This is a genomic window from Pelomonas lactea, assembly GCF_043555885.1.
Classification (GTDB): domain Bacteria; phylum Pseudomonadota; class Gammaproteobacteria; order Burkholderiales; family Burkholderiaceae_C; genus Pelomonas; species Pelomonas lactea.
On record NZ_JBIGHX010000001.1, the window covers coordinates 499,470 to 524,776 of the forward strand.

The 25,307-nt window shown below is 71.0% G+C and carries 25 protein-coding genes; 8 read left to right on the forward strand and 17 right to left on the reverse strand.

The features are described 5' to 3' along the window. The first annotated feature begins 24 nt into the window (after positions 1 to 24). A complete protein-coding gene (locus ACG04Q_RS02150) occupies positions 25 to 858 on the forward strand; it encodes an HDOD domain-containing protein (protein WP_394509166.1) in 834 nt (277 codons plus the stop codon). Here ACG04Q_RS02150 and ACG04Q_RS02155 read toward each other — a convergent pair. The 3 genes from ACG04Q_RS02155 to ACG04Q_RS02165 form a co-directional block, all read right to left on the reverse strand. Further along, positions 843 to 1,487: a PEP-CTERM sorting domain-containing protein gene (locus ACG04Q_RS02155; RefSeq protein WP_394509167.1), complete on the reverse strand. Its 645-nt coding sequence runs from the start codon at positions 1,485 to 1,487 to the stop codon at positions 843 to 845. The genes ACG04Q_RS02150 and ACG04Q_RS02155 overlap by 16 nt on opposite strands. A 118-nt stretch (positions 1,488 to 1,605) precedes the next feature. Then, positions 1,606 to 2,088: an Lrp/AsnC family transcriptional regulator gene (locus ACG04Q_RS02160; RefSeq protein ID WP_394509168.1), complete on the reverse strand. Its 483-nt coding sequence runs from the start codon at positions 2,086 to 2,088 to the stop codon at positions 1,606 to 1,608. Beyond that, positions 2,072 to 2,209, reverse strand: coding sequence for a hypothetical protein (locus tag ACG04Q_RS02165; protein WP_394509169.1), 138 nt, complete (start codon positions 2,207 to 2,209; stop codon positions 2,072 to 2,074). The genes ACG04Q_RS02160 and ACG04Q_RS02165 overlap by 17 nt, the downstream gene beginning before the upstream one ends. On the opposite strand from ACG04Q_RS02165, the gene hppD reads away from it, so the two are divergent. Continuing rightward, positions 2,208 to 3,344, forward strand: a complete 1,137-nt coding sequence (hppD, locus tag ACG04Q_RS02170) for a 4-hydroxyphenylpyruvate dioxygenase (RefSeq protein WP_394509170.1) — start codon at positions 2,208 to 2,210, stop codon at positions 3,342 to 3,344. The two genes, ACG04Q_RS02165 and hppD, sit on opposite strands and share 2 nt — an antisense overlap. Here hppD and ACG04Q_RS02175 read toward each other — a convergent pair. Beyond that, positions 3,299 to 4,162: an esterase/lipase family protein gene (locus tag ACG04Q_RS02175; protein ID WP_394509171.1), complete on the reverse strand. Its 864-nt coding sequence runs from the start codon at positions 4,160 to 4,162 to the stop codon at positions 3,299 to 3,301. The two genes, hppD and ACG04Q_RS02175, sit on opposite strands and share 46 nt — an antisense overlap. A gap of 35 nt (positions 4,163 to 4,197) precedes the next feature. On the opposite strand from ACG04Q_RS02175, the gene ACG04Q_RS02180 reads away from it, so the two are divergent. Together ACG04Q_RS02180 and ACG04Q_RS02185 are read left to right on the forward strand one after the other, a co-directional pair. Then, on the forward strand, positions 4,198 to 4,899 hold the full coding sequence (locus tag ACG04Q_RS02180) for a DUF8198 family protein (RefSeq protein WP_394509172.1): 702 nt from the start codon (positions 4,198 to 4,200) through the stop codon (positions 4,897 to 4,899). A gap of 71 nt (positions 4,900 to 4,970) precedes the next feature. Continuing rightward, on the forward strand, positions 4,971 to 6,713 hold the full coding sequence (locus ACG04Q_RS02185) for a long-chain-fatty-acid--CoA ligase (RefSeq protein ID WP_394509173.1): 1,743 nt from the start codon (positions 4,971 to 4,973) through the stop codon (positions 6,711 to 6,713). A 21-nt stretch (positions 6,714 to 6,734) separates the two neighbouring features. Here ACG04Q_RS02185 and ACG04Q_RS02190 read toward each other — a convergent pair whose 3' ends face one another. Genes ACG04Q_RS02190 through purE form a run of 4 tightly spaced genes read right to left on the reverse strand, consistent with a single transcriptional unit; the run spans position 6,735 to position 10,328 of the window. After that, complete coding sequence (locus ACG04Q_RS02190; RefSeq protein WP_394509174.1) at positions 6,735 to 7,721, reverse strand: SGNH/GDSL hydrolase family protein; 987 nt, start codon at positions 7,719 to 7,721, stop codon at positions 6,735 to 6,737. Continuing rightward, a complete protein-coding gene (locus ACG04Q_RS02195) occupies positions 7,718 to 8,701 on the reverse strand; it encodes an L-threonylcarbamoyladenylate synthase (RefSeq protein ID WP_394509175.1) in 984 nt (327 codons plus the stop codon). Before ACG04Q_RS02195 ends, ACG04Q_RS02190 begins: the two co-directional genes overlap by 4 nt. Continuing rightward, on the reverse strand, positions 8,701 to 9,864 hold the full coding sequence (locus ACG04Q_RS02200) for a 5-(carboxyamino)imidazole ribonucleotide synthase (RefSeq protein WP_394509177.1): 1,164 nt from the start codon (positions 9,862 to 9,864) through the stop codon (positions 8,701 to 8,703). The genes ACG04Q_RS02195 and ACG04Q_RS02200 overlap by 1 nt, the downstream gene beginning before the upstream one ends. Continuing rightward, positions 9,864 to 10,328, reverse strand: a complete 465-nt coding sequence (purE, locus tag ACG04Q_RS02205; protein ID WP_394509667.1) for a 5-(carboxyamino)imidazole ribonucleotide mutase — start codon at positions 10,326 to 10,328, stop codon at positions 9,864 to 9,866. Before purE ends, ACG04Q_RS02200 begins: the two co-directional genes overlap by 1 nt. Positions 10,329 to 10,440: 112 nt before the next feature. Between purE and ACG04Q_RS02210 the strand changes: the two genes are divergently transcribed. Continuing rightward, a complete protein-coding gene (locus tag ACG04Q_RS02210; protein ID WP_394509178.1) occupies positions 10,441 to 11,391 on the forward strand; it encodes a tetratricopeptide repeat protein in 951 nt (316 codons plus the stop codon). A 70-nt stretch (positions 11,392 to 11,461) separates the two neighbouring features. Here ACG04Q_RS02210 and ACG04Q_RS02215 read toward each other — a convergent pair whose 3' ends face one another. From ACG04Q_RS02215 to fba, 5 genes are all read right to left on the reverse strand, one after another. Then, a complete protein-coding gene (locus tag ACG04Q_RS02215; RefSeq protein ID WP_394509179.1) occupies positions 11,462 to 13,096 on the reverse strand; it encodes a serine/threonine protein kinase in 1,635 nt (544 codons plus the stop codon). A 73-nt stretch (positions 13,097 to 13,169) separates the two neighbouring features. Then, entirely contained in the window at positions 13,170 to 14,300 is a 1,131-nt protein-coding gene (locus ACG04Q_RS02220; protein WP_394509180.1) for a hypothetical protein, read from the reverse strand. Positions 14,301 to 14,373: 73 nt separating this feature from the next. Beyond that, positions 14,374 to 15,270, reverse strand: coding sequence for a phosphoribosylaminoimidazolesuccinocarboxamide synthase (locus tag ACG04Q_RS02225; protein WP_394509181.1), 897 nt, complete (start codon positions 15,268 to 15,270; stop codon positions 14,374 to 14,376). Between the two features lie 44 nt (positions 15,271 to 15,314). Beyond that, complete coding sequence (locus tag ACG04Q_RS02230) at positions 15,315 to 15,743, reverse strand: gamma-glutamylcyclotransferase family protein (RefSeq protein WP_394509182.1); 429 nt, start codon at positions 15,741 to 15,743, stop codon at positions 15,315 to 15,317. An 8-nt stretch (positions 15,744 to 15,751) separates the two neighbouring features. Beyond that, complete coding sequence (gene fba / locus ACG04Q_RS02235; RefSeq protein ID WP_394509183.1) at positions 15,752 to 16,816, reverse strand: class II fructose-bisphosphate aldolase; 1,065 nt, start codon at positions 16,814 to 16,816, stop codon at positions 15,752 to 15,754. A gap of 144 nt (positions 16,817 to 16,960) precedes the next feature. On the opposite strand from fba, the gene ACG04Q_RS02240 reads away from it, so the two are divergent. Beyond that, positions 16,961 to 17,980 (forward strand): ATP-binding protein, encoded by a 1,020-nt coding sequence (locus ACG04Q_RS02240; RefSeq protein ID WP_394509184.1) that lies wholly within the window; start codon positions 16,961 to 16,963, stop codon positions 17,978 to 17,980. Beyond that, entirely contained in the window at positions 17,977 to 18,768 is a 792-nt protein-coding gene (locus tag ACG04Q_RS02245; protein ID WP_394509185.1) for a PA3715 family protein, read from the forward strand. The genes ACG04Q_RS02240 and ACG04Q_RS02245 overlap by 4 nt, the downstream gene beginning before the upstream one ends. Positions 18,769 to 18,774: 6 nt before the next feature. Here the strand turns inward: ACG04Q_RS02245 and ACG04Q_RS02250 are convergent, their stop codons facing one another. The 3 genes from ACG04Q_RS02250 to ACG04Q_RS02260 form a co-directional block, all read right to left on the reverse strand. Continuing rightward, the gene (locus ACG04Q_RS02250; protein WP_394509186.1) at positions 18,775 to 19,671 is read right to left on the reverse strand and encodes a pirin family protein; all 897 of its coding nucleotides are present in this window, start codon (positions 19,669 to 19,671) and stop codon (positions 18,775 to 18,777) included. Further along, positions 19,668 to 20,222, reverse strand: a complete 555-nt coding sequence (locus ACG04Q_RS02255; RefSeq protein WP_394509187.1) for an NADPH-dependent FMN reductase — start codon at positions 20,220 to 20,222, stop codon at positions 19,668 to 19,670. The genes ACG04Q_RS02250 and ACG04Q_RS02255 overlap by 4 nt, the downstream gene beginning before the upstream one ends. 77 nt (positions 20,223 to 20,299) lie before the next feature. Beyond that, the gene (locus ACG04Q_RS02260; RefSeq protein WP_394509188.1) at positions 20,300 to 22,408 is read right to left on the reverse strand and encodes a carboxypeptidase regulatory-like domain-containing protein; all 2,109 of its coding nucleotides are present in this window, start codon (positions 22,406 to 22,408) and stop codon (positions 20,300 to 20,302) included. Positions 22,409 to 22,625: 217 nt separating this feature from the next. On the opposite strand from ACG04Q_RS02260, the gene ACG04Q_RS02265 reads away from it, so the two are divergent. After that, on the forward strand, positions 22,626 to 22,820 hold the full coding sequence (locus ACG04Q_RS02265; protein WP_394509189.1) for a heavy-metal-associated domain-containing protein: 195 nt from the start codon (positions 22,626 to 22,628) through the stop codon (positions 22,818 to 22,820). A gap of 258 nt (positions 22,821 to 23,078) precedes the next feature. Here the strand turns inward: ACG04Q_RS02265 and ACG04Q_RS02270 are convergent, their stop codons facing one another. After that, positions 23,079 to 25,301 carry a xanthine dehydrogenase family protein molybdopterin-binding subunit gene (locus ACG04Q_RS02270; protein WP_394509191.1) on the reverse strand — a complete coding sequence of 741 codons (2,223 nt, stop codon included), beginning with the start codon at positions 25,299 to 25,301 and terminating at the stop codon, positions 23,079 to 23,081. Between the last annotated feature and the right edge of the window lie 6 nt (positions 25,302 to 25,307).

The window sequence follows — 25,307 nt, forward strand, 5'->3', positions numbered from 1 at the left end:
TCCTCGTCCTAGCATCCGCACACCATGCCCGCCCCGCTGCGCCTGACCCGCCCGCTGCCCAGCCTCGATGCCTGGGTGGAGGCCTTTGCGAATGCCGAGATCCCTGTGCTGGCCGAGACGGCCGAAGCGCTGGAGCTGATGCGCGCCACCGAGGATGACGTGGACGCTCACGGCCTGGCCGAGATGATCTCGACCGACCCGTTGATGTCGCTGAAGGTCATCGCTCACGCCAGCGAGTTGAAGCGCGGCCGGCTGATGGCCGACACCGAGACCGTGACCGCGGCGCTGGTGCTGATGGGCATCACGCCGTTCTTCCGCGCCTTCGGGCCGCAGCCGACGATGGAGGCCGCGCTGGCCGACCATGAGGACGCGCTGATGGGCCTGTCGCGCGTGATGCAGCGCGCCGAGCGGGCGTCACGCTTCGCGCTGGGCTTCGCGGCGCACCGCGCCGACCCGGACGCCGCTGTCATCCACAGCGCAGCGCTGCTGCACGACTTCGCGGAGATGCTGCTGTGGCTGCACGCGCCCGCCCTGGCGCTGCAGATCGCCGCGCTGCAGGACGCGGACCATTCGCTGCGCAGCGCGGCCGCGCAGCGCCAGGTGCTGGGCATCGAGCTGGCCGACCTGGAGCAGGCCTTGATGCAGCGCTGGCACCTGCCGGACCTGCTGATGCGCATCACCAACGACAAGCATGCGCGCGACCCACAGGTGCGCTGCGTGCATCTGGCCGTGCGCCTGGCGCGGCACACGGCCCGGGGCTGGGACGATGCGGGCGTGCCGGACGACCTGCACGACATCGCCGAGTTGCTGAACCTCAGCGAAACCCACGCCCTGAAGCTACTTCACGAGTTCGACTGACGGCGGCGGTACAGCGCCACGAGGCCCAGGCCGCCGAGCAGCAGCGCGGCGCTGGCAGGCTCCGGCACCGGCGCGGCCGTGAAGTTGGCGTTGTTGGGCGCGAAGTCGGAAATGGCGGACACGCCGGCGAAGGTCGTGTTGCGGGGCCACAGGTTGAAGGTGTAGTCCAGCTTGTTCGCGAAGCCGGTGCTGGGCAGCAGCGCGCCGCTGACGGTGGCGGTGATGTTCTTGCCGCTGATGATGACCGAGCCCGCCGGCAGCGCGCCGGCACCGGCCACGATGCCCGTGCCGTTGGGGTTGAGCAGGATGACGCGGTCGAAGCGAACGCCATTCAGGCCCAGGTTGTTGGCAAAGCCGGCGACGCCGGCGCCGCGGTTCACGCCCCAGACATACAGGCCCGTGGCGGTGCTGCCGACGTTGCCGTCCATCGTGGCCTTCAGCGTGAAGGTGTCGGCGACGGCGTCGTAGAGCACGGTGGCGGCAACAACGTCCAGGTCGGCGCTGGCGGCGGCGCTGCCAGCGAAGGTGGCGAGGAAATCGCCCTTGGGATCGGTGACGCCGTCCAGCGCGTGGCTGGCCAGCGGCAGGCCCAGCAGGGCCAGGGCGGCGGTATGAGCGAGAAGACGCATGCGGAACTCCTGAGGTGGATGGGCTGACATGGCCGGTGAGCCGCAGGCTGCGGCGCCGACCATGGGCCATGAGTTCCCGCGGCCCCAGCGCCGGTTCAAGCGCCGGCGCCTCACCCCCCTAGACTGGTACCGCCGTGGTGTTCTTCAACCGCTCCAGCACGAAGCTGGTCTTGCAGTCCTGCACGCTGGGGTGCATGAGCAGCGTGTCGCTGATGAAGCGGGCGTAGTGCTGCATGTCCTGCACCAGCACGCGCAGCAGGTAGTCCATCTCGCCGGTCAGCGCGGCGCACTCCACCACTTCGGGCCAGGTCTGCACCGCGGCGCGGAACAGGTCGCGCGGGTTGCGCAGCGGGTTGTCGGTCTGCTTTTCCAGCCGCACATTGATGTAGGCCGTCAGGCCCAGGCCGACCGTCTCCGGCGGCACCAACGCCACGTAGCGGGCGATGACGCCGGCCTCCTCCAGCCGCCGCACGCGGCGCAGCACGGCGGAGGACGACAGCCCGGCCTCGGCGGCCAGCGCGTCGTAGGTGACGCGGCCGTCCTGCTGCAGCGCACGCAGCAGGCGGCGGTCGATGGCATCAAGCTCAATAGCGGCTTCCATGCTTGATATTTTGCAGTTTTCCTGCGCCACAAGCAGATTCTGCGCCGCAGATTGCATGAAACCTGCGCGAACCGCGCCGCAGAATTTCGGGTTTCATCGCCTCGCTGCTGGAGACCTTCATGGCCAAGTTCACCCCCTGGGACAACCCGATGGGCACCGACGGGTTCGAGTTCATCGAGTTCGCCGCCCCCGATCCGGCCGCCCTCGGCCAGCTCTTCCAGACGATGGGCTTCACAGCCGTGGCCCGGCACCGCCACAAGAACGTGACGCTGTACCGCCAGGGCGGCGTCAACTTCATCATCAACGCCGAGACCGACTCGTTCGCCCAGCGCTTCGCGCGCCTGCACGGTCCGTCGATCTGCGCGATCGCCTTCCGCGTCGACAACGCGGCCCACGCCTACCAGCGCGCGCTGGAACTGGGCGCCTGGGGCTTTGACAACAAGGCCGGCCCGATGGAGCTGAACATCCCGGCCATCAAGGGCATCGGCGACTCGCTGATCTACTTCGTGGACCGCTGGCAGGGCAAGGGCGGCGCCAAGCCGGGCGCCATCGGCAACATCAGCATCTACGACGTCGACTTCGTGCCGCTGCTGGACGCCGCCGGTCAGCCGGTGGACCCGAACCCGGTCGGCCACGGCCTGACCGAGATCGACCACCTGACGCACAACGTCTTCCGCGGCCGCATGAAGGAGTGGTCGGAGTTCTACGAGCGCTTCTTCAACTTCCGCGAGGTGCGCTACTTCGACATCGAGGGCAAGCTCACGGGTCTGAAGAGCAAGGCCATGACCAGCCCCTGCGGCAAGATCCGCATCCCCATCAACGAGAGCTCCGACGACAAGAGCCAGATCGCCGAGTACCTGGACCTGTACCACGGCGAAGGCATCCAGCACGTGGCGCTGGGCACCACCGACATCTACAAGTCGGTCGAGGGCATGAAGGGCACGGGCGTCGCGTTCCAGGACACCATCGACACCTACTTCGACCTGATCGACAAGCGCCTGCCGCAGCACGGCGAGAACGTGGCCGAGCTGAAGCGCCTGCGCATCCTCATCGACGGCGCCACGCACCTGGGCGCCGACAACGAGCTGCTGCTGCAGATCTTCACGAAGGAAGTGATCGGCCCGATCTTCTTCGAGCTCATCCAGCGCAAGGGCAACGAGGGCTTCGGCGAGGGCAACTTCAAGGCGCTGTTCGAGAGCATCGAGCTGGATCAGATCCGCCGCGGCGTGCTCAAGGAAGAAGTCAGCGCGTCCTGAACAAGCTGCCAGGCCTCGTCCGAATGGACGAGGCCCATGTGGCCCACGCCGTCCAGCCGGCGCGCCCGCGCGCCGGGCAGCATGGCGCGCTCGGCGGGGTTGACGATCTGGTCGCACGGCGTCCATAAGCAGTCGACATCCGGCATCCCGGGCAGCTGCGCCAGCCAGGCGCTGCCCTGGCGCATCTGCGCCGCGTTGACGCCCAGCCCCAGCGCCGCCATGCGCGTGCCCTGGTGCGGCGAGCCCAGCGTGATGACGCGCGGCGCCTCCGCGTGCCCCGCGCCGTGCCGGCGCCACCAGGCCCGCAGCGCCAGGCCGCCCATGCTGTGCGCGCACAGCAGCGGCATGCGGCCCGTCAAGGCCTTGAGCCTCTGCACGCCAGCCTCGATGTCGTCCGCATAGGCGTCGATGCTGCCGAACGCCGGCTCCAGCGTCGGCGCGACGAAGGCCACGCCCTGCGCGCGCAGCCGCCGCATCCACCCGTTCCAGCGCGCACGGTTGCACGAGAAGCCATGCACCAGCAGCACGCCCTGCGTGGCGCCGGCGGGCAGGTGGTCGGGCTCGGCCCACTCCCGCCACGGCTGGCGCCAGGAGAACGCCAGCTCGCTGGCGACGACCTCGCCGACCCAGGCACGCAAGAGTTGACCCCACGCCGGCGCCGGCCGGTTGACCCAGCGCAGCTGCACGAACGCGAACGCCAGCACCGCGGCATGCAGGCCCAGCGTCGCCGCGCCCCACGCCCACCCGAATCGCCACCCCACCCCCAGCGCCGCGGCCAGCCGCAGCAACACCCAGATCCTCTGCAAGCGCCCATTCATCGAGCCAGTCTAAGCGGGCAAAATGAGGCGGCCTCATGGATGACCTCAGTGCCGAATCACTGCTGAAGGAGCTGCGCGCCGTTGACGCCGAGCGCGCACGGCGTGCCGCCGACCCCGGGCTCGACGCACGCGTGCAGGCCGTCAAGACCTACCAGCAGCGCCGCTTCGCGCATACCTATGCCGACCTGCTCGGCACGCCACGCTACGAGGCCGCCACGCGCTTCTTCCTGCAAGAGCTGTACGGCCCGGACGATTACCGCCAGCGCGACGCGCAGTTCGCCCGCGTCATCCCGACGCTGACGCGGCTGTTCCCCGACGAGGTGGTGGACACCGTGGCCCGGCTCGCGCGGCTGCATGCGTTGTCGGAACGGCTGGACACGCGCATGGCCGAGCACCTGATGTCGCCCCACGTCACGGCCGAGGAATACGCCATCGCCTGGCGCGCCTGCGGCGACCCCGGCGCGCGCCAGCAACAGATCGAGCTGACGATGGCCGTCGGCCAGTCGCTGGACAGGCTGACCCGCAAGCCGCTGCTGCGCCAGTCGCTGCGGCTGATGCGCGGCCCCGCGCAGATGGCGGGCCTGGGCGCACTGCAGAACTTCCTCGAAAGCGGCTTCGACACCTTCCGCGCGATGCGGGGCGCGGGCGAATTCCTGTCCACTGTGCGACAGCGCGAAGACACATTGGCACGCGGCCTCTTTCAAGCCGATACGTCCGTCCTAGGGCAACTCCCCTAGCTTGATGTAACTGGCAGTCCCACCATCAGCGGCTTCACGCAAAGCACGCAGAGCATGCGAAGGGGCCTCGAATGACCGCCGTTCTTGCCGACGTCACCCAGGTGACATCCCGCGACAAGCCCTGGCTGGCGAGCTACCCGCCGGGCGTGCCGTCGCAGGTCGACACGGGCGCCTACCGCTCGCTGGTGGAGCTGCTCAACGAGGCCTTCCGCCAGCACGCGCGCCGCGACGCGGCCGTCTGCATGGGCCAGCGCATGAGCTTCGCCGAGATGGACCGGCTGTCGGTGCAGCTGGGCGCGTGGCTGCAGGCGCAGGGCCTCAAGCAGGGTGACCGCGTCGCCATCATGATGCCCAACGTGCTGCAGTACGGCGTGGCCATTGCGGGCATCCTGCGCGCGGGCTTCGTCGTCGTGAACGTGAACCCGCTGTACACGCCGCGCGAGCTGGAGCACCAGCTCAAGGACTCCGGCGCGCGCGCCATCATCGTGCTGGAGAACTTCGCGCACACGCTGGCCGAGGTCATCAATGCCACCGACGTGCACCACGTCGTGCTGGCGTCGATGGGCGACCTGCTGAGCTGGTGGAAGGGCCCGCTGATCAACTTCGCCGTGCGTCATCTGAAGAAGATGGTGCCGGAGTTCCGCCTGCCCGTCGGTGATGGCCGCACCGTCGTGCGCTTCAACGAGGCGCTCAACCACGGCGACCGCCTGCACCTGAAGAAGCCCGAGCTGGGGCCTGATGACGTCGCCTTCCTGCAGTACACCGGCGGCACCACCGGGGTGTCCAAGGGCGCCACGCTGCTGCACCGGAACATCGTCGCCAACATCCTGCAGGTGGAGGCCTGGTTCCAGCCCATGCTGTCCACGGTGCCCGGCTACGACAACGGCGACGTGCAGTTCACCAACGTCTGCGCACTGCCGCTGTATCACATCTACGCGCTGACGGCCTGCTTCATGCTCGGCGCGCGCATGGGCCACCTGAACATCCTGGTGCCCAACCCGCGCGACATCCCCGGCTTCATCGAGACGCTGCGCGGCCACAAGGTTCACATCTTCCCGGCCGTCAACACGCTTTTCAACGCGCTGGCCAACGAGCCTGCGTTCGCGCGGCTGGACTTCTCCGAGCTGACCATCTCCAACGGCGGCGGCATGGCCGTGCAGCAGGCCACGGCCGAGAAGTGGCTCAAGGTCACCGGCTGCCCGGTCGTCGAGGGCTACGGCCTGTCCGAAACGTCCCCGGCCGCCACGATCAACCCGCTGGACCAGCGCGCCTTCAACGGCAGCATCGGCCTGCCCATCTCGGGCACCGAGATCACCATCCGCGACGACGACGGGCAAGACCTGCCCCTGGGCGAGCGCGGCGAGATCTGCATCCGCGGCCCGCAGGTCATGGCTGGCTACTGGCGCCGCCCGGACGAGACCGCCAACGTCATGTACGACGACGGCTTCTTCAAGAGCGGCGACATCGGCATCATGGACGAGCGCGGCTATGTGCGCATCGTCGACCGCAAGAAGGACATGATCCTCGTCAGCGGCTTCAACGTGTACCCGACCGAGATCGAGCAGGTCGTCAACATGCACCCCGGCGTGCTGGAGTGCGCCGCCGTCGGCGTGCCGGACGCCAAGTCCGGCGAGGCGGTCAAGCTGTTCGTCGTCAAGAGCGACCCGGCGCTGGCCGAGGAAGACCTGGCCAGCTACTGCGCCCAGCAGATGACGGCCTACAAGCGGCCCAGGTTCATCGAGTTCCGCGACGAGCTGCCCAAGAGCAACGTCGGCAAGATCCTGCGCCGCGAGCTGCGCACGCCGGGCGCCTGACGCCGCCCGGGCCGCGCACCGTCAGAACGGGTTGTTCTTGGCGCGCGACAGCGCCAGGTTGCCGATCTGCTGCTGTGCAGCCGGCCCCAGCAGCGTGTCGCCGGCCCACAGCCAGCTGCGGTCCGAGGCGTCGGGCTTCAGCGTCTCGATCGTGCAGTCCTGCGGCGCCACGTCGGTGCGGCAGGCGGCCTCCGTCACGTTCGTGAAGCCGCCCAGAGACGGGAACCGCACGAAGCGCTGGATGGTCTCGTCCACCAGCACCAGGCCCACCAGCCGGCCATCGTTCAGCAGGTTCAGCCGCATGGCCGTGTTGAACGCAGTGCTCAGCTCGTCCAGGAACAGGGCGCGGTCGATGTCGGTCTGCTGCTCGCGCTCCTTCAGGCCGAAGGGCGTCTGACCCACTTCGAAGATGGTGGCCACCAGCACGCGGCCGTTGGCGTTGGCGATGCGGTTGGCCTGCTCGGCCAGCAGCTTGCCGCGGGCCTTGGCTTCGCCCAGCAGCGACTCGCGGCTGACCGCCGGGAACTGCTTGTACAGCTCCACGATGTCGTTCACGCCCACCATGATGGCCACCAGGTCCTTGGGGCCGAAGCGGTCGTTGGAGAGATGCTGGTCGATCTTGTCGCGCACGTCCGCCACCTTGTTGCCGGCGGCGGCGTACATGACGCCCTGCGGCAGCGCGACGAAGCTGGTGTTGCACTGCTGGTAGACGAAGCCGAACCCGGCGGCCAGTTGCTGCGTCCAGACCGCGTTAAGCGAGCACTCGACCTGCTTGGTGTCCGTGTTCAGCGCGTTGATGCCGTACTTCTTGCCGCTCTGCAGGATGGTGCCGCTCTCGTCGCCGAAGGCAATGATGCGTGTCGGCACGAAAGGGTCGATCTGCGAGGTGCCCCCGCCGCCGCAGCCGGCGATCAGCGCCGCAGCCGCCACCGCGGCCAGGGTCAGGCCGCGCTTCAATTTCTGGGAGACAACTCGGTGCATGACGATGAACTCAGGGACAAAACTCAATCGGTGAAGGCGGCGGCGGCCCGGCTGAGCCGGTCACGGACGCCATCCCAGGCCGGCTCGCGCGGGGGCGCTTCGACCCAGATCTCCCGGGCGCCGGCCGCGTCCAGCGCCCGCAGCACCGCAAACAACTCGTGCGCCGCGGCCGCCGGGTCGGACGGCTGGGCTCGCCAGAGCCAGGCCGGCAACTGGGCGCGTGAATATACCGCCACCCCTTCCAGGCTCCCGCTGGCGGTCGCGGCCGCCAGACGTAAAGAAAGACTCGCGGCGTCCAGCAGCCGCACGCGGGCGGCAGGCGCGTAGTGGGCGGCCAGCGTGCCCGAGGCCTTGGGCGCGGCGGCATCGGGCTCGGCCAGCAGCTGGCCCAGCGCGGCCTCGATGCGGGCGCGGCTCAGCAGGCCGGGGCGCAGCAGCGCCGGCCGCTCACGGCTGCAGTCGACGATGCTGGACTCGATGCCCACCTCGCAGGCGCCGCCGTCCAGCACCATCAGCGCGGGGCCGAATTCCTCGACGACATGGGCCGCCAGCGTCGGGCTGACGCGGCCGAAGCGGTTGGCGCTGGGCGCCGCCACGCCCAGCACGCCCAGCTCGCGGGCCGCAGCCAGCACGGCACGGGCCACCGGGTGGGCCGGCGAGCGCAGCGCCACCGTGGCCTGCCGGCCGGCTGCAGCCTCGGCCATGCCGGGCGCGCGCGGCACGATGACCGTCAGCGGCCCGGGCCAAAACGCATCCATCAGCCGGCGGGCGGTGTCGGGCAGGCGGCCGGCAAACGGCTCGGCGCCGGCGGCGTCCAGCACGTGGACGATGAGCGGGTGATCGCTGGGCCGCCCCTTGGCGGCGAAGATCTTGGCCACGGCCTCGTCGCGGTCGGCCCGCGCGGCCAGGCCGTAGACCGTCTCGGTCGGCAGGCCCAGCAGCTCGCCATCGGCCAGGCGGCGCGCGGCGGCCTCGACGGCGGCGGGGTCGGTGCCGGGCTGCAGCATCAGAAGTCGGTCGGCAGGCCGAGGATGAGGGCGGCCTCCAGCGCAATCAGGTGCGCCGCCTCGGCCGTCGCGGCCGTGATGTTCAGGTGGCCCATCTTGCGGCCATGGCGCGCCTCGGCCTTGCCGTACAGGTGCAGGTGGGTGCCCGGCAAGGCCAGCACGCGGTCCCAGGCGGGCGGCGTCGGGCCGCCCTCGTCGCTGAACCACAGGTCTCCCAGCAGGTTCAGCATGACGGACGCCGAGTGCTGGCGCGGCTCGGGCAGCGGCAGGCCGGCCAGCGCGCGCACCTGCAGCTCGAACTGCGACACGCTGGCGCCGTTCATCGTCCAGTGGCCGGAGTTGTGCGGGCGCGGCGCCATCTCGTTGACGACCAGGCGGCCGTCTTCCAGCCAGAAGAACTCGATGCACAGCACGCCGACATAGCCCAGCGCCTCGGCCACCTGGCGGGCGGCGGCCACGGCCTGCCGCTGCACGTCGGCCGGCACGGCGGGCGCCGGCACCTCGGTGACGGCCAGGATGCCGCCGCGGTGCAGGTTCTGCTGCACCGGGTAGTTCACCAGTTGGCCATCGGCGCCGCGCGCCACCAGCACGCTGAGCTCGGCCTTCAGGGGCAGCAACTGCTCCAGCACGCAGGGCACGCGCTTCAGATCACTCCAGGCGGCGGCCAGCTCGGCGGCCGTGCTCACGCGCACCTGGCCCTTGCCGTCGTAGCCCATGCGGCTGGTCTTGAGGATGCCGGGCAGCAGCGCGGGGTCTACAGCCGCAAGCTCGATGTCGTTGGTGATGACGGCATGCGGCGCGCACGGCACCCCCGCCGCCTCGAAGTGCGCCTTCTCGACCGCGCGGTCCTGGCACACGGCCACGCAGGCTGCGGCCGGCGCCACCGTGCGCATGCCGGCCAGCGTCTCCAGCGCCAGCGCGGGCACGTTCTCGAACTCGGTGGTGATGGCGTCGCAGTCGCGCGCCAGCTGGGCCAGGCCGAGGTGATCGAGGTAGTCGGCCTGGATGTGCTTCTCCGCCACCGCGCCGGCGGGGCTGATGGCATCCGGGTCCAGCACGATGCAGCGGTAGCCCAGCGCCTGGGCGGCGTGCACGAACATGCGGCCCAACTGGCCGCCACCCAGGACGCCCAGCGTCGCGGTGCCGGGGAGCAGCGGGGTCATCAGCGGAGTTCCTCGGTCATGGCCTGCGCCGCCGCGGTCTGCTTCGCGCGGAAGGCATTGAGCTTGGCCAGCAGCGCTGCGTCGCCCGTCGCCAGCATGGCCACGGCGAACAGCGCCGCATTGGCCGCGCCGGCCGTGCCGATGGCGAAGGTGGCGACCGGGATGCCCTTGGGCATCTGCACGATGGAGTGCAGCGAGTCCACGCCCTGCAGGTGGCGGCTGGCCACCGGCACGCCCAGCACCGGCACCGTCGTCTTGGCGGCCAGCATGCCCGGCAGGTGGGCCGCGCCGCCGGCGCCGGCGATGATGGCGCGCAAGCCCCGGCCGCCGGCGGCCTCGGCGTAGGCAAACATCTCGTCGGGCATGCGGTGGGCCGACACGACCCGCGCCTCGAAGCCGACACCGAACTCGGTCAGAATCTCGGCCGCCAGCTTCATCGTTTCCCAGTCGCTGCTGGAGCCCATGACGATGCCGATGACGGCGTCAGGGTTCGTGGGGGCTGAGATGGACAAGACGCACTCCGAGGGCCAGAAAAGCCTTGAATTGTAGAAGCCGGGGCCTCAACTCCCTCCGACCATGATCGACATCACCCTCCAGAACTTCGAAGCCGAACTCATCGTCGCCTCACAGCAGCGCCCGGTGCTGCTGGACATCTGGGCGCCGTGGTGCGGCCCGTGCCGCACGCTGGGCCCCATCCTGGAGAAGCTGGAGACGGCCTACGCCGGCCGCTTCACGCTGGCCAAGCTGAACAGCGACGAGGTGCCCGAGATCGCCACGCAGCTGAGCCAGATGTTCGGCGTGCGCTCCATCCCGTTCTGCGTGATGTTCGCCGGCGGCCAGCCGGTGGACGGCTTCGTCGGCGCCATCCCCGAGGCACAGATCCGCGAGTTCCTCGACAAGCACGTGCCCGCCGGCGAGGAGCTGGAGGCCGAAGCCGACGTGGCCGAGGCGCAAGCCCTGCTGGCCGACGGCGACCTGGAAAGCGCGCTGACCAAGCTGGCCCACGCGGTGCAGACCGATCCGGCCAACGACGCCGCCCGCTTCGACTACGTGAAGGCGCTGCTGGAGCTGGGCCTGCTGGAAGACGCCCGCGCCGCATTCGCGCCGGTGGCGGCCAAGGCGGCCGACACGCTGGTGCCGTCGCCCCGGCTGGCTGCGCTGGCCACGTGGCTGACGGCCTTCGAGGCCAGCGCCGGCGCCGCCCCGGCCGCACTGCAAGCCGCCATCACGGCCAACAAGCGCGACTTCGACGCCCGCTTCACGCTGGCGCAGACCCACCTGGCCGGCCAGCGCTTCACCGAGGCCATGGACGAGCTGCTGGAAATCATCATGCGCGACAAGGCCTGGAATGGCGAGGCGGCGCGCAAGGCCTACGTGGCCATCCTGGAGCTGCTGACGAAGCCGGCCCCGAAGGCTGCGGCCGAAGCCAAGAGCGGCACGCTGGAGCTGGCTGGCAAGGCCGCCGTCGTGCAGAGCGACCCGCTGATCGACAGCTACCGCCGCAAGCTGTCGATGGCGTTGTTCTAAACCCGCGCGGACCGCGCCGGGCCGCCCCAAGCCGGCCCGCGCTCAGCGCGGCAGCACGGGGCGAGGGGCTTCAAGGAACGCCACCGTTGTTGGCACGCAGCTCACGCAGCTTCACGCACTCGGCATCGTTGCGGAACTGCGGTTTCTCGCACTGCCGGTCGATGCACCAGGCGCGCGCCAGCAGCACGCGGCCACCACAGGCTTCGGCGGCCGTGCGTGGCTCCGGCGCGGCGGCGGTGGACGCCGGCACGGCCTGCACCGGCGTGGCCACCGCGGACGCTGCCGGCTCCGGCGCCGCAAAGACCGGGCTGCGCGGCACGGGGCGGAAATCGCCCGCCTTCTCGGTGATGATGGGTTTGAGCGCAGCCGGCAAAGGGGCCGACGCCGCCGCAGCGCCGCCGAGGGATACGGTGGCCACGCGCGTCACCGGCAGTGGCGCGGCGGCGGACGCCGCGTCCGCCACACCGGCCACGCTGTCCGGCATGGACGCGGCGAGCCCGGGTTGCACGGTGCTGGCCGGCGCGGACGCGGCCGAAGCGGCGGCATCCACCACCGGCGGCGCCTGCCGGGCCATGTTGCCGCGCAACTGCACGACGAACAGCCCCAGCAGCAACAGGGCCGCCACGCCGGCACCCGCCAGCAGCAGGGGCCGACGGCCGCGGGCCGGGGCCGCTGGCGGCACCACGGTGGCCTGCAACAGGTCTTCGGGCAGCGCCTGCACGGTGTCGGCGAATTCAATATCGAGCTTGCCGGCCGGCTGGGCGGGTGCGGGCCGCGGCGGAGCCGGGCGCGGCGCAGCGGCCTGCGGTGGCGGCACTGGCGCGCGGCCGTCCAGCACCTCGCGCCAGGCGGCGGCGCTCTGCGGCCGCTGGTGCGGCGGCACGCGCAGCGCCCAGTCCAGCGCGGCGAGGAAGCCGCTCGAATACCCCTCGATGGCCAGCGGCGCCAGCTCGTCGCCCATCGCGCGGGCGGTGCACGGCGGCGGCGGGTGGCCGGTCAGCAACTCGTGCATGACGGCGGCCAGCGCGTAGAAATCGGTCCACGGCCCCTGCTTCAGGCTGGTGGCCTCCGCGTACTGCTCGATGGGCGCGAAGCTGGGCTTGAGGATGGCGGTGAAGACCTGCGTGCGGTCGCCGATGGCCTGCCGCGCGGCGCCGAAGTCCAGCAGGATGGGCGGGCCACCGTCGGCCGGCAGGAAGATGTTGTCGGGCGCCACGTCGCGATGCCAGACCTGCTGGGCATGCAGCGTCTCCAGGCCGCTGAGCACCGCGTCGAACACGCGCCGCACCCAGGCCTCGGGCGGCGGCGTGGGCAGTGCCTTGCGCTGCTCGCGCAGGTTCTGGCCCACCAGCCGCGGCATGGCCATGTAGGCAGTGCCGTTGGCTTCCCAGAAGCGGTAGACCTTGAGCAGCGACGGGTGGTCGAAGCGGGCCAGCAGCCGCGCTTCGTTGACGAAGCTGCGCCGGCCCAGCTCGAAGGTCTCGCGCATGGAGATGGAACGCACGGAGACCTGCGAGCGGCCGTCACGCTGCGCGAACTGGCTGGGCATGTACTCCTTGATCGCGATCTCGCGCTCCAGCGCATGGTCGCGCGCCAGATAGACGATGCCGAAGCCGCCCACGCCGAGGGTGCCCAGCACCTCCAGCTCGCCGAAGCGGGTGCCGGGCGGCAGGGCGTTGATGGCGTCGTCGGCGGAAACGGTCATGGCGCGCGAGGGTAACGCAGCCGCTGGGGCGCAACAGCCCGAAAACCCGGGCAAGCGCGGCACTTCGCCGCGTTCAGCGCGGCGGCGTCCCCAGCCCGGCGGATGCGAGGCGGTCGGCCCACAGGCGGCGCTGGGCGGCATCGTCGGCCCAGGCAGCCTGGGCGGCGTCGCCGTGGCGGGCCGCCAGCGCGTCGTCGCGCAGCCGCGCGTACACCTGCGCCAGCCGGGCGTGCAGCGCGGCGCGTTCGTCGAGGTCGCAATGGCGCGGGTCTTCGGCCTGCACTTCCAGCGCGGCCTGGTCGGCCAGCGCGCGGGCGCGCAGTGCCTCGCCGGTGTTGGCCCAGCACCAGGCCAGGTCGGCCAGCAGGCTGCCGCCCACGCGCGCCAGGCCGGTGGCAACGGCCTCGGGCAGGTGAGCCTCCAGCAGCACGGCGGCGGCGGCGAAGTCGCCCTGCACGGTGAGCAGCTGCGCGCGCAGCAGCGGCGTGAGGTCGGCGCGGGCGGAGCCGCCCACGGCGTCGTCGAAGTGGCCGATGGAGTCCACGCCCAGCAGCACGGCCGGCGCCTCGCCGGGCTCGCCGGCCAGTGCGGCATGGCGGATGCGCACGGCGCGCATTTGCATCTGGTTGTAAAACAGCGCCGCGAGGCCGGCATCGTCGCCGTCGGCGCTGGCCGCGCGGCGGCCGAAGGCGTACCAGGCAGATGCGGTGGCCTCATCGCTGGCCAGGTCCCAGGCCATGCCCAGCGCCGACGCGACGCGGCAGGCGGCGGCATGGTCGGGCGCCGCCAGCGCGGCGGTCGCGTGAGTGACGAGGCGATCGATGTCGCGGTCGACAAACGCCATCTGGGCCAGCCAGGCGTCGGCCAGCACCTGCAGGCTCTTCAGCCCGGCAGCCGAAGCCATGACCTGGGCGCGGCGCACGCGCTCGCGGGCCCCGCCGCCAAAGGCCGTGAAGTACGCCGCCAGCCCCTCCGCGAGGTGCAGCCATGCGGCCAGCTCGATGCGCGGCTGTGCCAGCGCGCGGGCCTGCAGCCGGTTCAGCTCCTCGCGGGCCTCGGCCTCGCGGCCATGGCGCAGCCACAGGATGGCGCGCTGGGCCTGCAGCACCGCGCAGCGCGCCGGCATCGCGGCGACGGCGGCGATCTCGCCGTCCAGCCGCTGGGCCAGCCGGCTGCGCAGCTTGACCGGCCCCGCTGCGCTCATTGACGCACCCTTCGGCCTGCGGCCTGTCCCGCCGAGCGGGAGCGAGCTTGCTTGGGGCGGCCCGGCGCTGCGCTCATGCCGTCAGCCGCTGCAGCGCTTCTTCGTACTTCTCGACGGTCTTGGCGATGACGCTGGCCGGCAGCGCCGGCGCGGGCGCCACCTTGCCCCAGGGCTGGCCGTCCACCGTGGCCTGCTCCAGCCAGTCGCGCACGAACTGCTTGTCGTAGCTGGGCGGGTTGCTGCCGGGCGCGTAGCTCTCGACGGGCCAGTAGCGCGAAGAATCGGGCGTCAGCACCTCGTCCATCAGCGTGAGCGTGCCGTCGGCGTCCAGGCCGAACTCGAACTTGGTGTCGGCAATGATGATGCCCTTGGTCAGCGCGAAGTCGGCGGCGCGCTGGTAGAGCTGGATGGAGATGTCGCGCACGCGTGTGGCCAGCTCGGTGCCGATGATGGTCGCGGCCTGCTCGAACGAGATGTTCTCGTCGTGGTCGCCCATCTCGGCCTTGGTGGCGGGCGTGAAGATGGGCGCGGGGAGCTTGTCGGCGTTGCGCAGGCCGGCGGGCAGCGCGACGCCGCAGACACTCTGCGTCTTCTGGTATTCGGCCCAGCCGCTGCCGGCGAGGTAGCCACGCACGACGGCCTCGATGGGCAGCGGCTTCAGCCGCTTGACCAGCATCGCGCGGTCGCGGATCTGCTCGCGCTCGGCGCCGGTGACGACGGACAGCGGGTCCTCGCCGGTCAGGTGGTGGGGGACGATGCCGTCGAGCTTGTCGAACCAGAACAGCGCCATCTTCGTCAGCAGCGCGCCCTTGCCGGGAATGGGTTCGCCCATGATGACGTCGAAGGCCGACAGGCGGTCGCTGGCGACCATCAGGATGCGGTCCTCGCCGACGGCGTAGTTCTCCCGCACCTTGCCGCGGCCGAGCAGGGGGAGGGACGTGAGGCTGGATTCGTAGAGGGCTTGAGGCATGGCGGCGATTTTAGGTGCCGCCCCGCCGACCGCGGTTGCGGCCCTCAGCGCGGCGCGACGGCGTCGAAGCCGGCGTAGCGGGCGATGAAGCGTGCCCGCCCTTCGCGGGCGAAGGCGTCGGCGTCCCAGTCGCCCGGCAGCAGCCGCGGCGAGAACGCGTCGCGGAAGCGGTAGACCTGGGCCGGCAGCGTGCGGCCATCGGCCAGCGCGACGACGACGTCGACACGCTCGTACTCCTCGCCCTCGAACACATCCAGCCGCGCCCAGGCGGCCTCCGTGACGTCGCGGTACAGCACGCCGGGCACTGTGGCGCCGGCGGCCGGGCGCAGGCCGGGGTAGTCCTGGCCGCGCACCGGGTGGCGGCGGTGACCGGCCAGCGAGGCGGGCTCGCCGGCGACCTCATGGCCGCAGACGCGGCCCATGATGTCGGCCCACATCAGCGAGCCGTAGGTGAAGCAGTGACGGGCAGTCACTGCGCCCCTCACTGGACTTTTTGCGCCAGCTCGCCGCGCGCGTAGGCGGCGGCGATGTCGACCAACGTGCGGCCCTTGATCTTGGCGGCCTGGCCTTCGCAGCCGAATTCCATGTAGCGCTGCTTGGCGATGGCCTTGGCCGCCTCGCGGGCGGGCTTGAGCCATTCGCGGGCGTCGAACTTGTCGGGGTTCTCGGCCATGAACTTGCGCACCGCGCCGGTCATCGCGAGGCGGATGTCGGTGTCGATGTTGATCTTGCGCACGCCGTGCTTGATGGCTTCCTGGATCTCCTCGACCGGCACGCCGAAGGTCTCCTTCATCTTGCCGCCGTACTGGTTGATGATGGCCAGCAGCTCCTGCGGCACGCTGGACGAGCCGTGCATGACGAGGTGGGTGTTGGGGATGCGCGCGTGGATTTCCTTCACGCGGCCGATGGCCAGGATGTCGCCCGTGGGCTTGCGGCTGAACTTGTAGGCGCCGTGGCTGGTGCCGATGGCGATGGCCAGCGCGTCCAGCTGCGTGGCCTTCACGAAGGTGGCGGCCTCCTCGGGGTCGGTCAGCATCTGGGAGTGGTCGAGCTTGCCGACGGCGCCGATGCCGTCTTCCTCGCCGGCATCGCCGGTCTCGAGGTTGCCCAGGCAGCCCAGCTCACCCTCGACGGTCACGCCGACCGCGTGCGCCATCTCGACGACCTTGCGGGTCACTTCCATGTTGTATTCGAAGGACGACGGCGTCTTGCCGTCTTCCATCAGCGAGCCGTCCATCATCACGGAGCCGAAGCCCAGATCGATGGCGCCGGCGCAGACCTTGGGGCTGGTGCCGTGGTCCTGGTGCATGACCAGCGGGATGTGCGGGTACATCTCGGCCGCGGCCTGGATGAGGTGCTTGATGAAGGGCTCGCCCGCGTACTTGCGGGCGCCGGCGGAGGCTTGCAGGATGACCGGCGCACCGACTTCGTCGGCCGCCGACATCACGGCCTGCACCTGCTCCAGGTTGTTGACGTTGAAGGCTGGGATGCCGTAGCCGTTTTCAGCGGCGTGGTCCAGCAACTGGCGCATGGAGACGAGAGGCATGGGAATTCCCCGGGGGAGTTGAGAAATCTGGGCCGACTGCGGCACCCACCGTAGTTGGTAACCGCGCCGTAACTGGTTGGGGATTCTATGGAGGCGCGGGCATGCCCCACCCCCACGGATAGGAGTAGTCAGCACAATGCGCGAATGACAAGACTGGTGTTCGACCACCTGACCAACTGGATCACCGCCGCCGCCGGCGAACACGCGCTGGACCTGGCGGCCCACATCGAGGAGCGCACCGGCGCCAGCCACCGCGCCGCGATGGCCGCGCTGAAGCGCCTGGTGGACGCCGGCTGGCTGACGCGCTCGGGCAGCCGCCGCCGCCCGGTGTACGGCCCCGGCGCACTGCGCCAGGTGGCGCGCTCCTACACGCTGCACGGCCTGCAGGAGGACCTGCCCTGGCAGCGCGACTTCGCGCCGCACTTCGCACTGCCGAAACACGTCGAACGCATGGTGCAGCACGGCTTCACGGAGCTGGTCAACAACGCGGCCGATCATTCCGGCGGCAGCAGCGTCACCGTGTCGCTGCGGCAGACGCCCACGCATGTGCAGCTGCTGGTCAGCGACGACGGCGTGGGCGTGTTCGACAAGATCTGCACCGCCTTCCAGCTGGAGGACCCGCAGCACGCGATGCTGGAGCTCAGCAAGGGGCGCCTGACCAGCGCGCCCGACGCGCACACCGGCCGGGGCCTGTTCTTCAGCAGCCAGCTGGCCGACGTGTTCGACATCCACGCCAACAACACGGCTTACCAGCGCCGCGCCTGGGAAAGCGCCGGCTGGAAAAAGGGCCGCGCGCTGCCGCGCCAGGGCAGCAGCATCTACATGGCCATCGCGCTGAACACGACGCGCACGCTGGACGGCGTGATGAACGCGTGGAGCCTCGGCGGCGACGGCATCGAGTTCGACCAGACCCGCGTGCAGCTGCGCCTGCTGACGACCGAGGGCCAGGCGCTGGATTCGCGCGCAGCGGCCCGCCGCGTGGGCTCACGGCTGACGACGTTCAAGCGCGCCGAGATCGACTTTGACGGCGTGACCGACGTGGGGCACGGCTTCACGGACGAGCTGTTCCGCGTGTTCGCCAAGGCGAATCCGCAGGTGGAGCTGGTGGCGGTGAACACGACGCCGCGGATCGAGGCTCTGGTGAAGAGCGCGAGGGCGGGATGAAGCGGGCCGGGCTGCTGGCACTGGCGCTGCTCAGCACACTCGCTCGCGCGCAGGGCACCGGCGGCTGCGACCCGGCGATCGAGGAGGCGCTGCGCTCCTTCGACGCCAAGCCTCCCCTCGAAGGAGCAGTCGTCGCCGCGCATTGCAAACCGTGGCCGCCCTCGGCCGGCAGCGTGGTAGCGGCTGTCATGGCCTTCCGTGTGCAGGAGCCCGACGCGGTCCGGCGCAACTGGGACTTGCCGGGAGTGGTGGCCTTACTGGATGCGCGCACCCACCGGGTGCTGCGGGGCCGCCGGTTCACGGTGGGCGAAGACGCCGCCACCCGGGTAGCCGAGGGCGGCCTGGTGATCGACACCGCCAACTACGTCGTGGCGCCCGGCGTGCGCGCGCTGGGACTGCGCTTTCGCAACGATGCGCGCCCGTCCGGCGCCGCCGACGCTTGGTGGGGTGACGAGCTCATGCTAATGGTGCCCGAAGGCCGCCGGCTGAAGCCGGTTTTCTGCCAGCCGATGCGCGTCAAGCAGGCCCAGGTGGGCGCCATCAGTTACCGGCACTCAGGCGCGATCTGGAGCGACGTCACGATGACCCTGGCCATCGGCCCCCGCGCCGCCGCAGGCTGGAATGATCTGCTCGTCACCGCGACGCTAGCGCTCGATGGCGCGGAGGGCGCCCCCTTCGATCCCACGCCGCAGCGCAGCCAGCTCACGTACCGCCATGACGGCAAGGGCTACCAGTTGCTCGAGCGCCCCACGCCCTCCTGGGCCGAGTACCGCTGCAGCTTCTGGTGAGACCCGTCAGGGCTTCCTGAGCGCTGGCACCGGCGGCACCGCAATGCGCGGCCCGACATAGCCGGTCACGGTGCCGAAGCGCCCACCATCCTCGCGCGCCCAGTCCTCGGCCCAGGTCTGCATCTCCGCCGGCTCGCGGCCGACGAAGTTCCACCACAGCAGGGGCGGCGTGGCCCAGGGCTCGCCGCCCAGCAGCAGCAGTCGCGTGGCCGACGTGCAGCGCAGCTCGACGGACGCGCAGCCCGGTGCGATGTAGAGCAACGTGCCCGGCGCGACGGTCTCGACGGCGTCATGGCCGGCCGGCGCGATCTCGACCTCGCCTTCCAGCAGCATCAGCCCGTGCTCGAAGCCGGGCTGCAGCGCGATGACCGCGTCGGCCGGGCCGTCGGCCGCGAGGTCCACGCCCAGCAGCGGCGTGAAGCTGGGCACCGGCGAGCGCTGGCCGTCCAGTTCGCCGACCAGCAAGGTGCCGTCGAAGCCGCCCACCGCGCAGCGCGGCAGGTCGGGGAAGTGCTGGAAGCTGGGGGCGCGCTCGCGCTCGGCGTCGGGCAGCGCGATCCACAGCTGCGCGAGATGGATGCGGTCGGTCAGCGACTCCTCGCTGTGCGAGATGCCGTGGCCCGCCGTCATCAGGTTCACCTGGCCGGCGCGCAGCACCTGCTCGGAGCCCAGGCTGTCGCGGTGCAGGATCTCGCCCTCGATCATCCAGCTGAACGTGGACAGCCCCGTGTGCGGATGCGGGCCGACGTTCATGCGCCTGACCGTCGTGGCCGGGCCGGCGTGATCGGCAAAGCACCAGGCGCCGATGACGCGGCGGCCCTTGTTGGGCAGCGCACGCTGGATGGGCAGGCCGCCGACGTCGCCGACGTGGCTGGTGATGCGCTCAACGAACACGGCGCTCACGCCGACCTCTTCTGCACGAAGCCGACGAACCCCTCGACGAACTGCTGCAGCTGCGCGCGCACCTTGTCGTCAATGAGCCGGCCGTCGGCATCGAACACCGCGCCGGCCTTGGACACCATCAGCCGCCCGCCCATCCAGAAGTCGTTGCCGAAGGCGCGCAGCACGGACAGCAGCGCGTCCTGCGACTGCACGGTGCCGAAGCCGCCGGGCGTCGCGCCGACGAGTGCGGTGGGCTTGCCGCCGAACAGCTTGCCGCCCTCGCCGCTGGGGCGGGACAGCCAGTCCAGCCCGTTCTTCAGCACGCCGGGGATGGAGTTGTTGTACTCGGGGGTGCCGATCAGCAGCGCGTCGGCGGCGCGGATGGCTTCGCGCAGCTCGGTCACGGCGGGCGGCATGCCCTCGGCCTCGACATCGCCGTCGTACAGCGGGATGCCGTGCAGCATGCGCAGCTCGATGCTGACGCCGGCCGGCGCCATCGACGCGGCGGCGCGCAGCAACGCCGTGTTGTAGGAGGCGCGGCGCAGCGCGCCGCTGAGGGCAATGATCTTCATGGGCAACCGCTCCAGCCGGTGGAGCGGCGATCATGCCAGCGCCCCGCGCACGCCGGGCGCGCGCGGGGCGAGCCGGGTCAGCTGCGCGAGCAGTAGACCGGCGTGGCCGTGGGCACCGTGGGCGTGGTGCCGGTGTAGGCCTCGGTGCGCGTCAGCGTCACGTTGCACTGGGCGTCGACGGTCAGGTCGAACAGCGTCCAGTAGTCGGTCTGCGCGGTCTCGCCGGTAGCCGGCGGCACGAACAGCTCGGTGCGGCCGCCCGGCAGGATGAGTTCCACACGCGCGCCGCTGGCGGCAATGGGGCCGCTGCCGTAGCCGCTGTAGTTGCGCACCGCGTACTTGTAGGTGCCCACCATCAGCTTGGTCAGCGTGACGACCTCGGGGCCGAAGCTGCTGGTGTCGTCCACGTCCAGGTTGGCGAACGGCGCGGCGGCGAGCTGGCCCTTGCTGCTGTAGTAGACGTGGGCACCGCTGGGCGTCCACAGGTGGCTGTCCAGGTCGCGCGGGTTGGCGCCCCAGGTCAGCTTGATGGACACGCCGTTGGCGTTGGCGGCCAGCACCAGGCAGTCGGTCAGCGTCAGCTCGCCGCTGCCGCTGGTCACGCGCACCGTGTTGCTCAGCAGCGGGCTCTTGAACGCGATCAGCGTGGCCAGGCTGTTGGCGCGCACGGCAATGCGGAAGGCGCCGTTGGCGTCGGTCAGCGCACTGCTGGTGCCGCTGTAGTCGATGCCGTCGCTGGTGATGCTGGCGCCGGCCACGCGGGCGCCAGCATCGTTGCTGACGCAGCCGTTGACCCACACCGTCTCGCTGATGCGGTCGGCGTTCCAGGTGCTGAAGTGCGACACCGTGCCCTCGTAGTAGCGGTTGGCGCCCGTGCCCTGCAGCGTGGCGCTGCCCTCCTGCGCCCAGCGGCCGCTGGCCGTGTCGAAGTGGAACAGCGGGATGGTGGCCGGCGGGTTGGCGTCGCGCGTGGCCAGCGGGATGCGGATGGTGGCCGTCTGGCCGGTGCGCAGGTTGGCCGCGGCGCCGGCGGCGTCGGTGATCTGCACGCCCAAGGCACCGTAGCTCTCGATGGACACCGGGTTGCCGCCGCTCATCGCCGTGTAGTCGCCGGGCATGAGGCTGGAGTCCAGCGACGGGTCGATGGCGGTGATGCGGACGGTCGCGTTGCCGGTCAGCACGCTGCCGTCGGCCTTGGCCAGGCTGGCCGCAGCCAGCACGACGCGGGCCGTGCCGGCCGTGTTGGAGACCGTGCCGCCGGTAGCGGCGTCCAGGGTGGCCGACGCGGTGACCGGCACCAGGCGCGCCAGCACGCCGCTGGCGCCGTTGTCACCCACGGCGACGATGCGGGTGCTTTCGCCGTAGCCCGTGCCGGTGAAGTTGACGACCGCGCGCGCCGCCGGCGACACGCCGGCGAGGCTGAACGCGCCCTGCGCGTCGGTGGTGGCCGTGCGGGCGCCCAGCGTGACGGCAATGCCGGGCAGCGCGGCGCCAGTCAGGCCGTCCAGCACGCGGCCGCTGACGGCCACGCGCACGACGACGCTGAGGTTCACGCTGCCGTCGGCGCAGTTGGTGGGCGACGCGGTCTGGCAGATGCGGTAGCCCAGCGTGGACGCGCCGGCCGCGGCGGTCGCGCCGACCTGCAGCTGGCCGTCCGCGCCGAGCGTGACCCCGGCCGGCCAGGTGCCGGTGGTGCTGGCCGTGACGGTGGCGCCGGCGGCGGCGATGCCGTCGAGCTGGTCATTGGCCAGCACGGAGGCGCTCTCGCCGGCCCCCAGCGTGACGGTGTCCGCACCGGCCGTGATCGGCGGCTTGGGCACGGTCAGCGTGACGGCGGCGGCGCTGCAGTTGCTGGGCGAGGCCGCCTCGCAGAGCTGGTAGTTCAGCGTGTAGCTGCCCGGCACCGCGCCGCGGGCCACGGCCACGACGCCGTCGGTGACGCTGACGCCCGCCGGCAGCGTGCCGGTGAAGGCGATGGTCGCGTTGCCACCGGTGCCCACGCGGGCGGCCGCGCCGCCCACGGTGTCGTTGGCCAGCGCCGAGGCGCTCTGGCCGGTGCCCAGCGACATCGTGTCGGCCGTGGCCACCATGGCCGTCGGGCCGCTGCTGTCTCCGCCTCCGCAGGCGCTCAGCAGGGCCAGCACGGCCGCTGCTGCTGCGCCGAGGCAGCGCTTGTTCATCGTCATCGTCGGTACTCCTGTGCAGACACGCGGGGCTTGTGGCCCCGAAAAGCCGCGCATGCTAGGGTTCCCCCGCAGGGGTGCCAGGGGTTGCCGCCCCCCAAAGTCCCTCGTGTCTGGGACGCCTCACCCCGCATCCGGGCCCTGCCATCCCCCAGGTGAACGACATCCATTTGTACAAGGCAGTAACAAACCGTTATTGCGCCGCCGCTAGGATGACTGCATGCATCACTTCACACTGCCCGACATGAGCTGCGGCCACTGCGTTGCGGCCATCACCGAAGCCCTGCAGGCGGTGGACGCCCACGCCCGCATCGCCATCGACCGCGACCGCAAGACCGCAGACGTCGACAGCACCCTGCCGCGCGAGACGCTGGCCGCCGCGCTGACCCAGGCCGGCTACCCGCCGGCGCCCTGAGCGCCACGGCCAGTTGGCGACGGCCGGCCGCAGGCCGACAAGCAGGAGCTCGTCTGCGGCGACGGCATCACGATGCCGCCACCCGGCCTGCGGGCCGCAGCGCTGCTGCGCGAACTCTGCTGCCGCAGGGACGAGAGGGCCACGAAGTGGCCGCCGCGGGCCCGCCCAGTGAGCCCGCAGGATAGGCACTCGTGCCGCTGATGATCGCGCCGCCGCAGGGCAGGCTGCCGGCCGGGGGCTGCGCCCCGGCCCTGGCGTTCACGAGAAGCGGAACGGCAGCTCCCGCTGGCGCTGGCCGGTCAGCCGGGCCACGGCGTTGGCGAGCGCCGGCGCCAGCGGCGGCAGGCCCGGCTCGCCCATGCCCTTGGGCGGGTCCTGGCTGGGCACGATGCTGACGGTCATCACCGCCGGCGCGTCGGTGATGCGCGGCATGGCCATGTCGTAGAAGTTGTTCTGCTCCACGACGCCGTCCTTGAACGTCACGCGGTGCGTCGGCATCGTCGTGCCCAGCGCCATGATGGCGGCGCCCTGCACCTGCGTCTCCACGGCCTTGGGGTTCACGCAGAGGTTGCAGTGCACGCCGGCGTGCACTTCCTGCAGCACCGGCTGGCGGTCCTTGCCCTTCATGCTGGCGACGACGACGTAGGCGACGACCGACTCGAAGCTCTCGTGCACCGCCACGCCCCAGGCATGCCCGGCCTTCAGCTTGCGCTTGCCGTAGCCGCTCTTGTCGACGGCCGCCTGCAGCGCCAGGCGGTGGCGCCCGGCCTTGGCGTTGCCTTCCATCAGCTTGAGCCGGTAGGCCACCGGGTCCTGCTTGGTGGCGAACGCGATCTCGTCGATCAGCGTCTCCATCACGTAGGCTGTGTGCGTGGAGCCGACCGAGCGCCACCACAGCACCGGCACGTTGACGTCCGGGTGGTGCACGCTGAGGTTCATCGGGAACTCGTAGGGTTCGCGCATGCCCTCGGTGGTCGTGCCGTCCACGCCCTTCTGGTAGCCGAAGCCCTCCAGCGGCGAGCCCTTCAGGATGCTCTGGCTGACGATGCGGTGCTGCCAGCCGGCGATGTTGCCCTTGGCGTCGAAGCCGATCTCGGCGCGGTGCACGGTCATGGGCCGGTAGTAGCCGGCCTTGACGTCGTCCTCGCGGCTCCAGATCACCTTCACCGGCATGGGCTTGCCGGCCTGCTGCAGGGCCACCGCGACGGCGGCCGCCTCGCGCGGCCATTCGCTCGCGGGCGTCGCGCGCCGGCCGAAGCCGCCGCCGGCCATCTGCACGTGGATCTGCACCTGCTCGGGCTTGAGGCCCACGGCCTTGGCCAGCGCCATCGCGTCCAGGCCCGGCATCTGCGACGCGAAATAGACGTCGCAGCGGTCGGCCTTCAGGTCCACCGTGCAGGCCAGCGGCTCCATCTGCGCGTGGTTCAGGTAGGGGAAGACGAAGTCGGCCGTGATCTTCTTCGGCGCCTTGCTCCAGGCGCTCACGTCGGCCTGGAACTCGGGCTTGGGCGCCGGCGTGCCAGCGGTCTTGGCCAGCGCCAGGTACTGCTTGGTCAGCGCCGCGGTGTCGGGCTTGCCGACGCGCTCCAAGTCCCAGTCCACCTTCAGCGCGTCGCGGCCCTTCTTGGCGGCCCAGTAGCCGCTGGCGACCACCGCCACGCCCTGGCCGCCGCGGTCCAGCGGCACCGGCAGCACGGCCTTCACGCCCTTGACCTTCAGCGCCTCGGTGGCATCGAGCTTGGCGATCTTGCCGTTGAACACCGGCGGGCGCTGGATGACGGCCACCGCCATGCCGGGCAGCTGCACGTCCATGCCGTAGGCCTGCGTGCCGGTGCTCTTGGCCTGGCTGACGACCAGGCCGGTGGGCTTGCCGATGAGCTTGAACGTCGACGGGTCCTTCAGGGTCACGGTCTCGGGCACCGTGCCCTTCATGGCCGCGTCGAAGAACTCGCCGTAGCCGGCGCTCTTGCCGCCGCCCGAGATGACCCCGTTCTCGGCCTTCAGCGACGACGCCGGCACGCCCCAGCTTTCGGCAGCGGCGGCCACCAGCATGGCCTTGGTGCGTGCGCCCAGCTCGCGGTACTGCTGGTAGCTGTTCTTCACCGAGTTGGAGCCGCCGGTCAGGTGCATGCCGAACAGCGGGTCCACGTAGGCGCCCTTCTGGTCGCCGAAGCCGGTGCGCACCTTGCTCCAGTCGGCCTCCAGCTCCTCGGCGCAGATCATGGCCAGGCCGGTCTCGATGCCCTGGCCCATGTCCATGCGGTTGCACAGGATGGTGGTGGTGCCGTCACGGGCGATGGTGATGAAGGCCAGCGGCTGCTCGGTGGGCTTGGTGCCGGCCTTGGGCGCCTGCGCGGCGGCGATGCCGGGCAGCAGCGCCAGGCCGACGGCGCCACCGACGGTGGTGGTGACGAAGCTGCGGCGCGACAGGCCGCCACGGGCCTGGGTGAGGGTCTGGTCGATGCGACGTGGGTTCAGCATGTCGTT

Bases quoted from the DNA above. Each gene is read 5' to 3' on its own strand.
- ACG04Q_RS02150 (WP_394509166.1), top strand. From the start codon at position 25: ATGCCCGCCCCGCTGCGCCTGACCCGCCCGCTGCCCAGCCTCGATGCC.
- ACG04Q_RS02155 (WP_394509167.1), bottom strand. From the start codon at position 1,487: ATGCGTCTTCTCGCTCATACCGCCGCCCTGGCCCTGCTGGGCCTGCCG.
- ACG04Q_RS02160 (WP_394509168.1), bottom strand. From the start codon at position 2,088: ATGGAAGCCGCTATTGAGCTTGATGCCATCGACCGCCGCCTGCTGCGT.
- hppD (WP_394509170.1), top strand. From the start codon at position 2,208: ATGGCCAAGTTCACCCCCTGGGACAACCCGATGGGCACCGACGGGTTC.
- ACG04Q_RS02165 (WP_394509169.1), bottom strand. From the start codon at position 2,209: ATGAAGGTCTCCAGCAGCGAGGCGATGAAACCCGAAATTCTGCGGCGC.
- ACG04Q_RS02175 (WP_394509171.1), bottom strand. From the start codon at position 4,162: ATGAATGGGCGCTTGCAGAGGATCTGGGTGTTGCTGCGGCTGGCCGCG.
- ACG04Q_RS02180 (WP_394509172.1), top strand. From the start codon at position 4,198: ATGGATGACCTCAGTGCCGAATCACTGCTGAAGGAGCTGCGCGCCGTT.
- ACG04Q_RS02185 (WP_394509173.1), top strand. From the start codon at position 4,971: ATGACCGCCGTTCTTGCCGACGTCACCCAGGTGACATCCCGCGACAAG.
- ACG04Q_RS02195 (WP_394509175.1), bottom strand. From the start codon at position 8,701: ATGCTGCAGCCCGGCACCGACCCCGCCGCCGTCGAGGCCGCCGCGCGC.
- ACG04Q_RS02200 (WP_394509177.1), bottom strand. From the start codon at position 9,864: ATGACCCCGCTGCTCCCCGGCACCGCGACGCTGGGCGTCCTGGGTGGC.
- purE (WP_394509667.1), bottom strand. From the start codon at position 10,328: ATGGGCTCCAGCAGCGACTGGGAAACGATGAAGCTGGCGGCCGAGATT.
- ACG04Q_RS02210 (WP_394509178.1), top strand. From the start codon at position 10,441: ATGATCGACATCACCCTCCAGAACTTCGAAGCCGAACTCATCGTCGCC.
- ACG04Q_RS02215 (WP_394509179.1), bottom strand. From the start codon at position 13,096: ATGACCGTTTCCGCCGACGACGCCATCAACGCCCTGCCGCCCGGCACC.
- ACG04Q_RS02220 (WP_394509180.1), bottom strand. From the start codon at position 14,300: ATGAGCGCAGCGGGGCCGGTCAAGCTGCGCAGCCGGCTGGCCCAGCGG.
- ACG04Q_RS02225 (WP_394509181.1), bottom strand. From the start codon at position 15,270: ATGCCTCAAGCCCTCTACGAATCCAGCCTCACGTCCCTCCCCCTGCTC.
- fba (WP_394509183.1), bottom strand. From the start codon at position 16,816: ATGCCTCTCGTCTCCATGCGCCAGTTGCTGGACCACGCCGCTGAAAAC.
- ACG04Q_RS02240 (WP_394509184.1), top strand. From the start codon at position 16,961: ATGACAAGACTGGTGTTCGACCACCTGACCAACTGGATCACCGCCGCC.
- ACG04Q_RS02245 (WP_394509185.1), top strand. From the start codon at position 17,977: ATGAAGCGGGCCGGGCTGCTGGCACTGGCGCTGCTCAGCACACTCGCT.
- ACG04Q_RS02255 (WP_394509187.1), bottom strand. From the start codon at position 20,222: ATGAAGATCATTGCCCTCAGCGGCGCGCTGCGCCGCGCCTCCTACAAC.
- ACG04Q_RS02260 (WP_394509188.1), bottom strand. From the start codon at position 22,408: ATGACGATGAACAAGCGCTGCCTCGGCGCAGCAGCAGCGGCCGTGCTG.
- ACG04Q_RS02265 (WP_394509189.1), top strand. From the start codon at position 22,626: ATGCATCACTTCACACTGCCCGACATGAGCTGCGGCCACTGCGTTGCG.
- ACG04Q_RS02270 (WP_394509191.1), bottom strand. From the start codon at position 25,301: ATGCTGAACCCACGTCGCATCGACCAGACCCTCACCCAGGCCCGTGGC.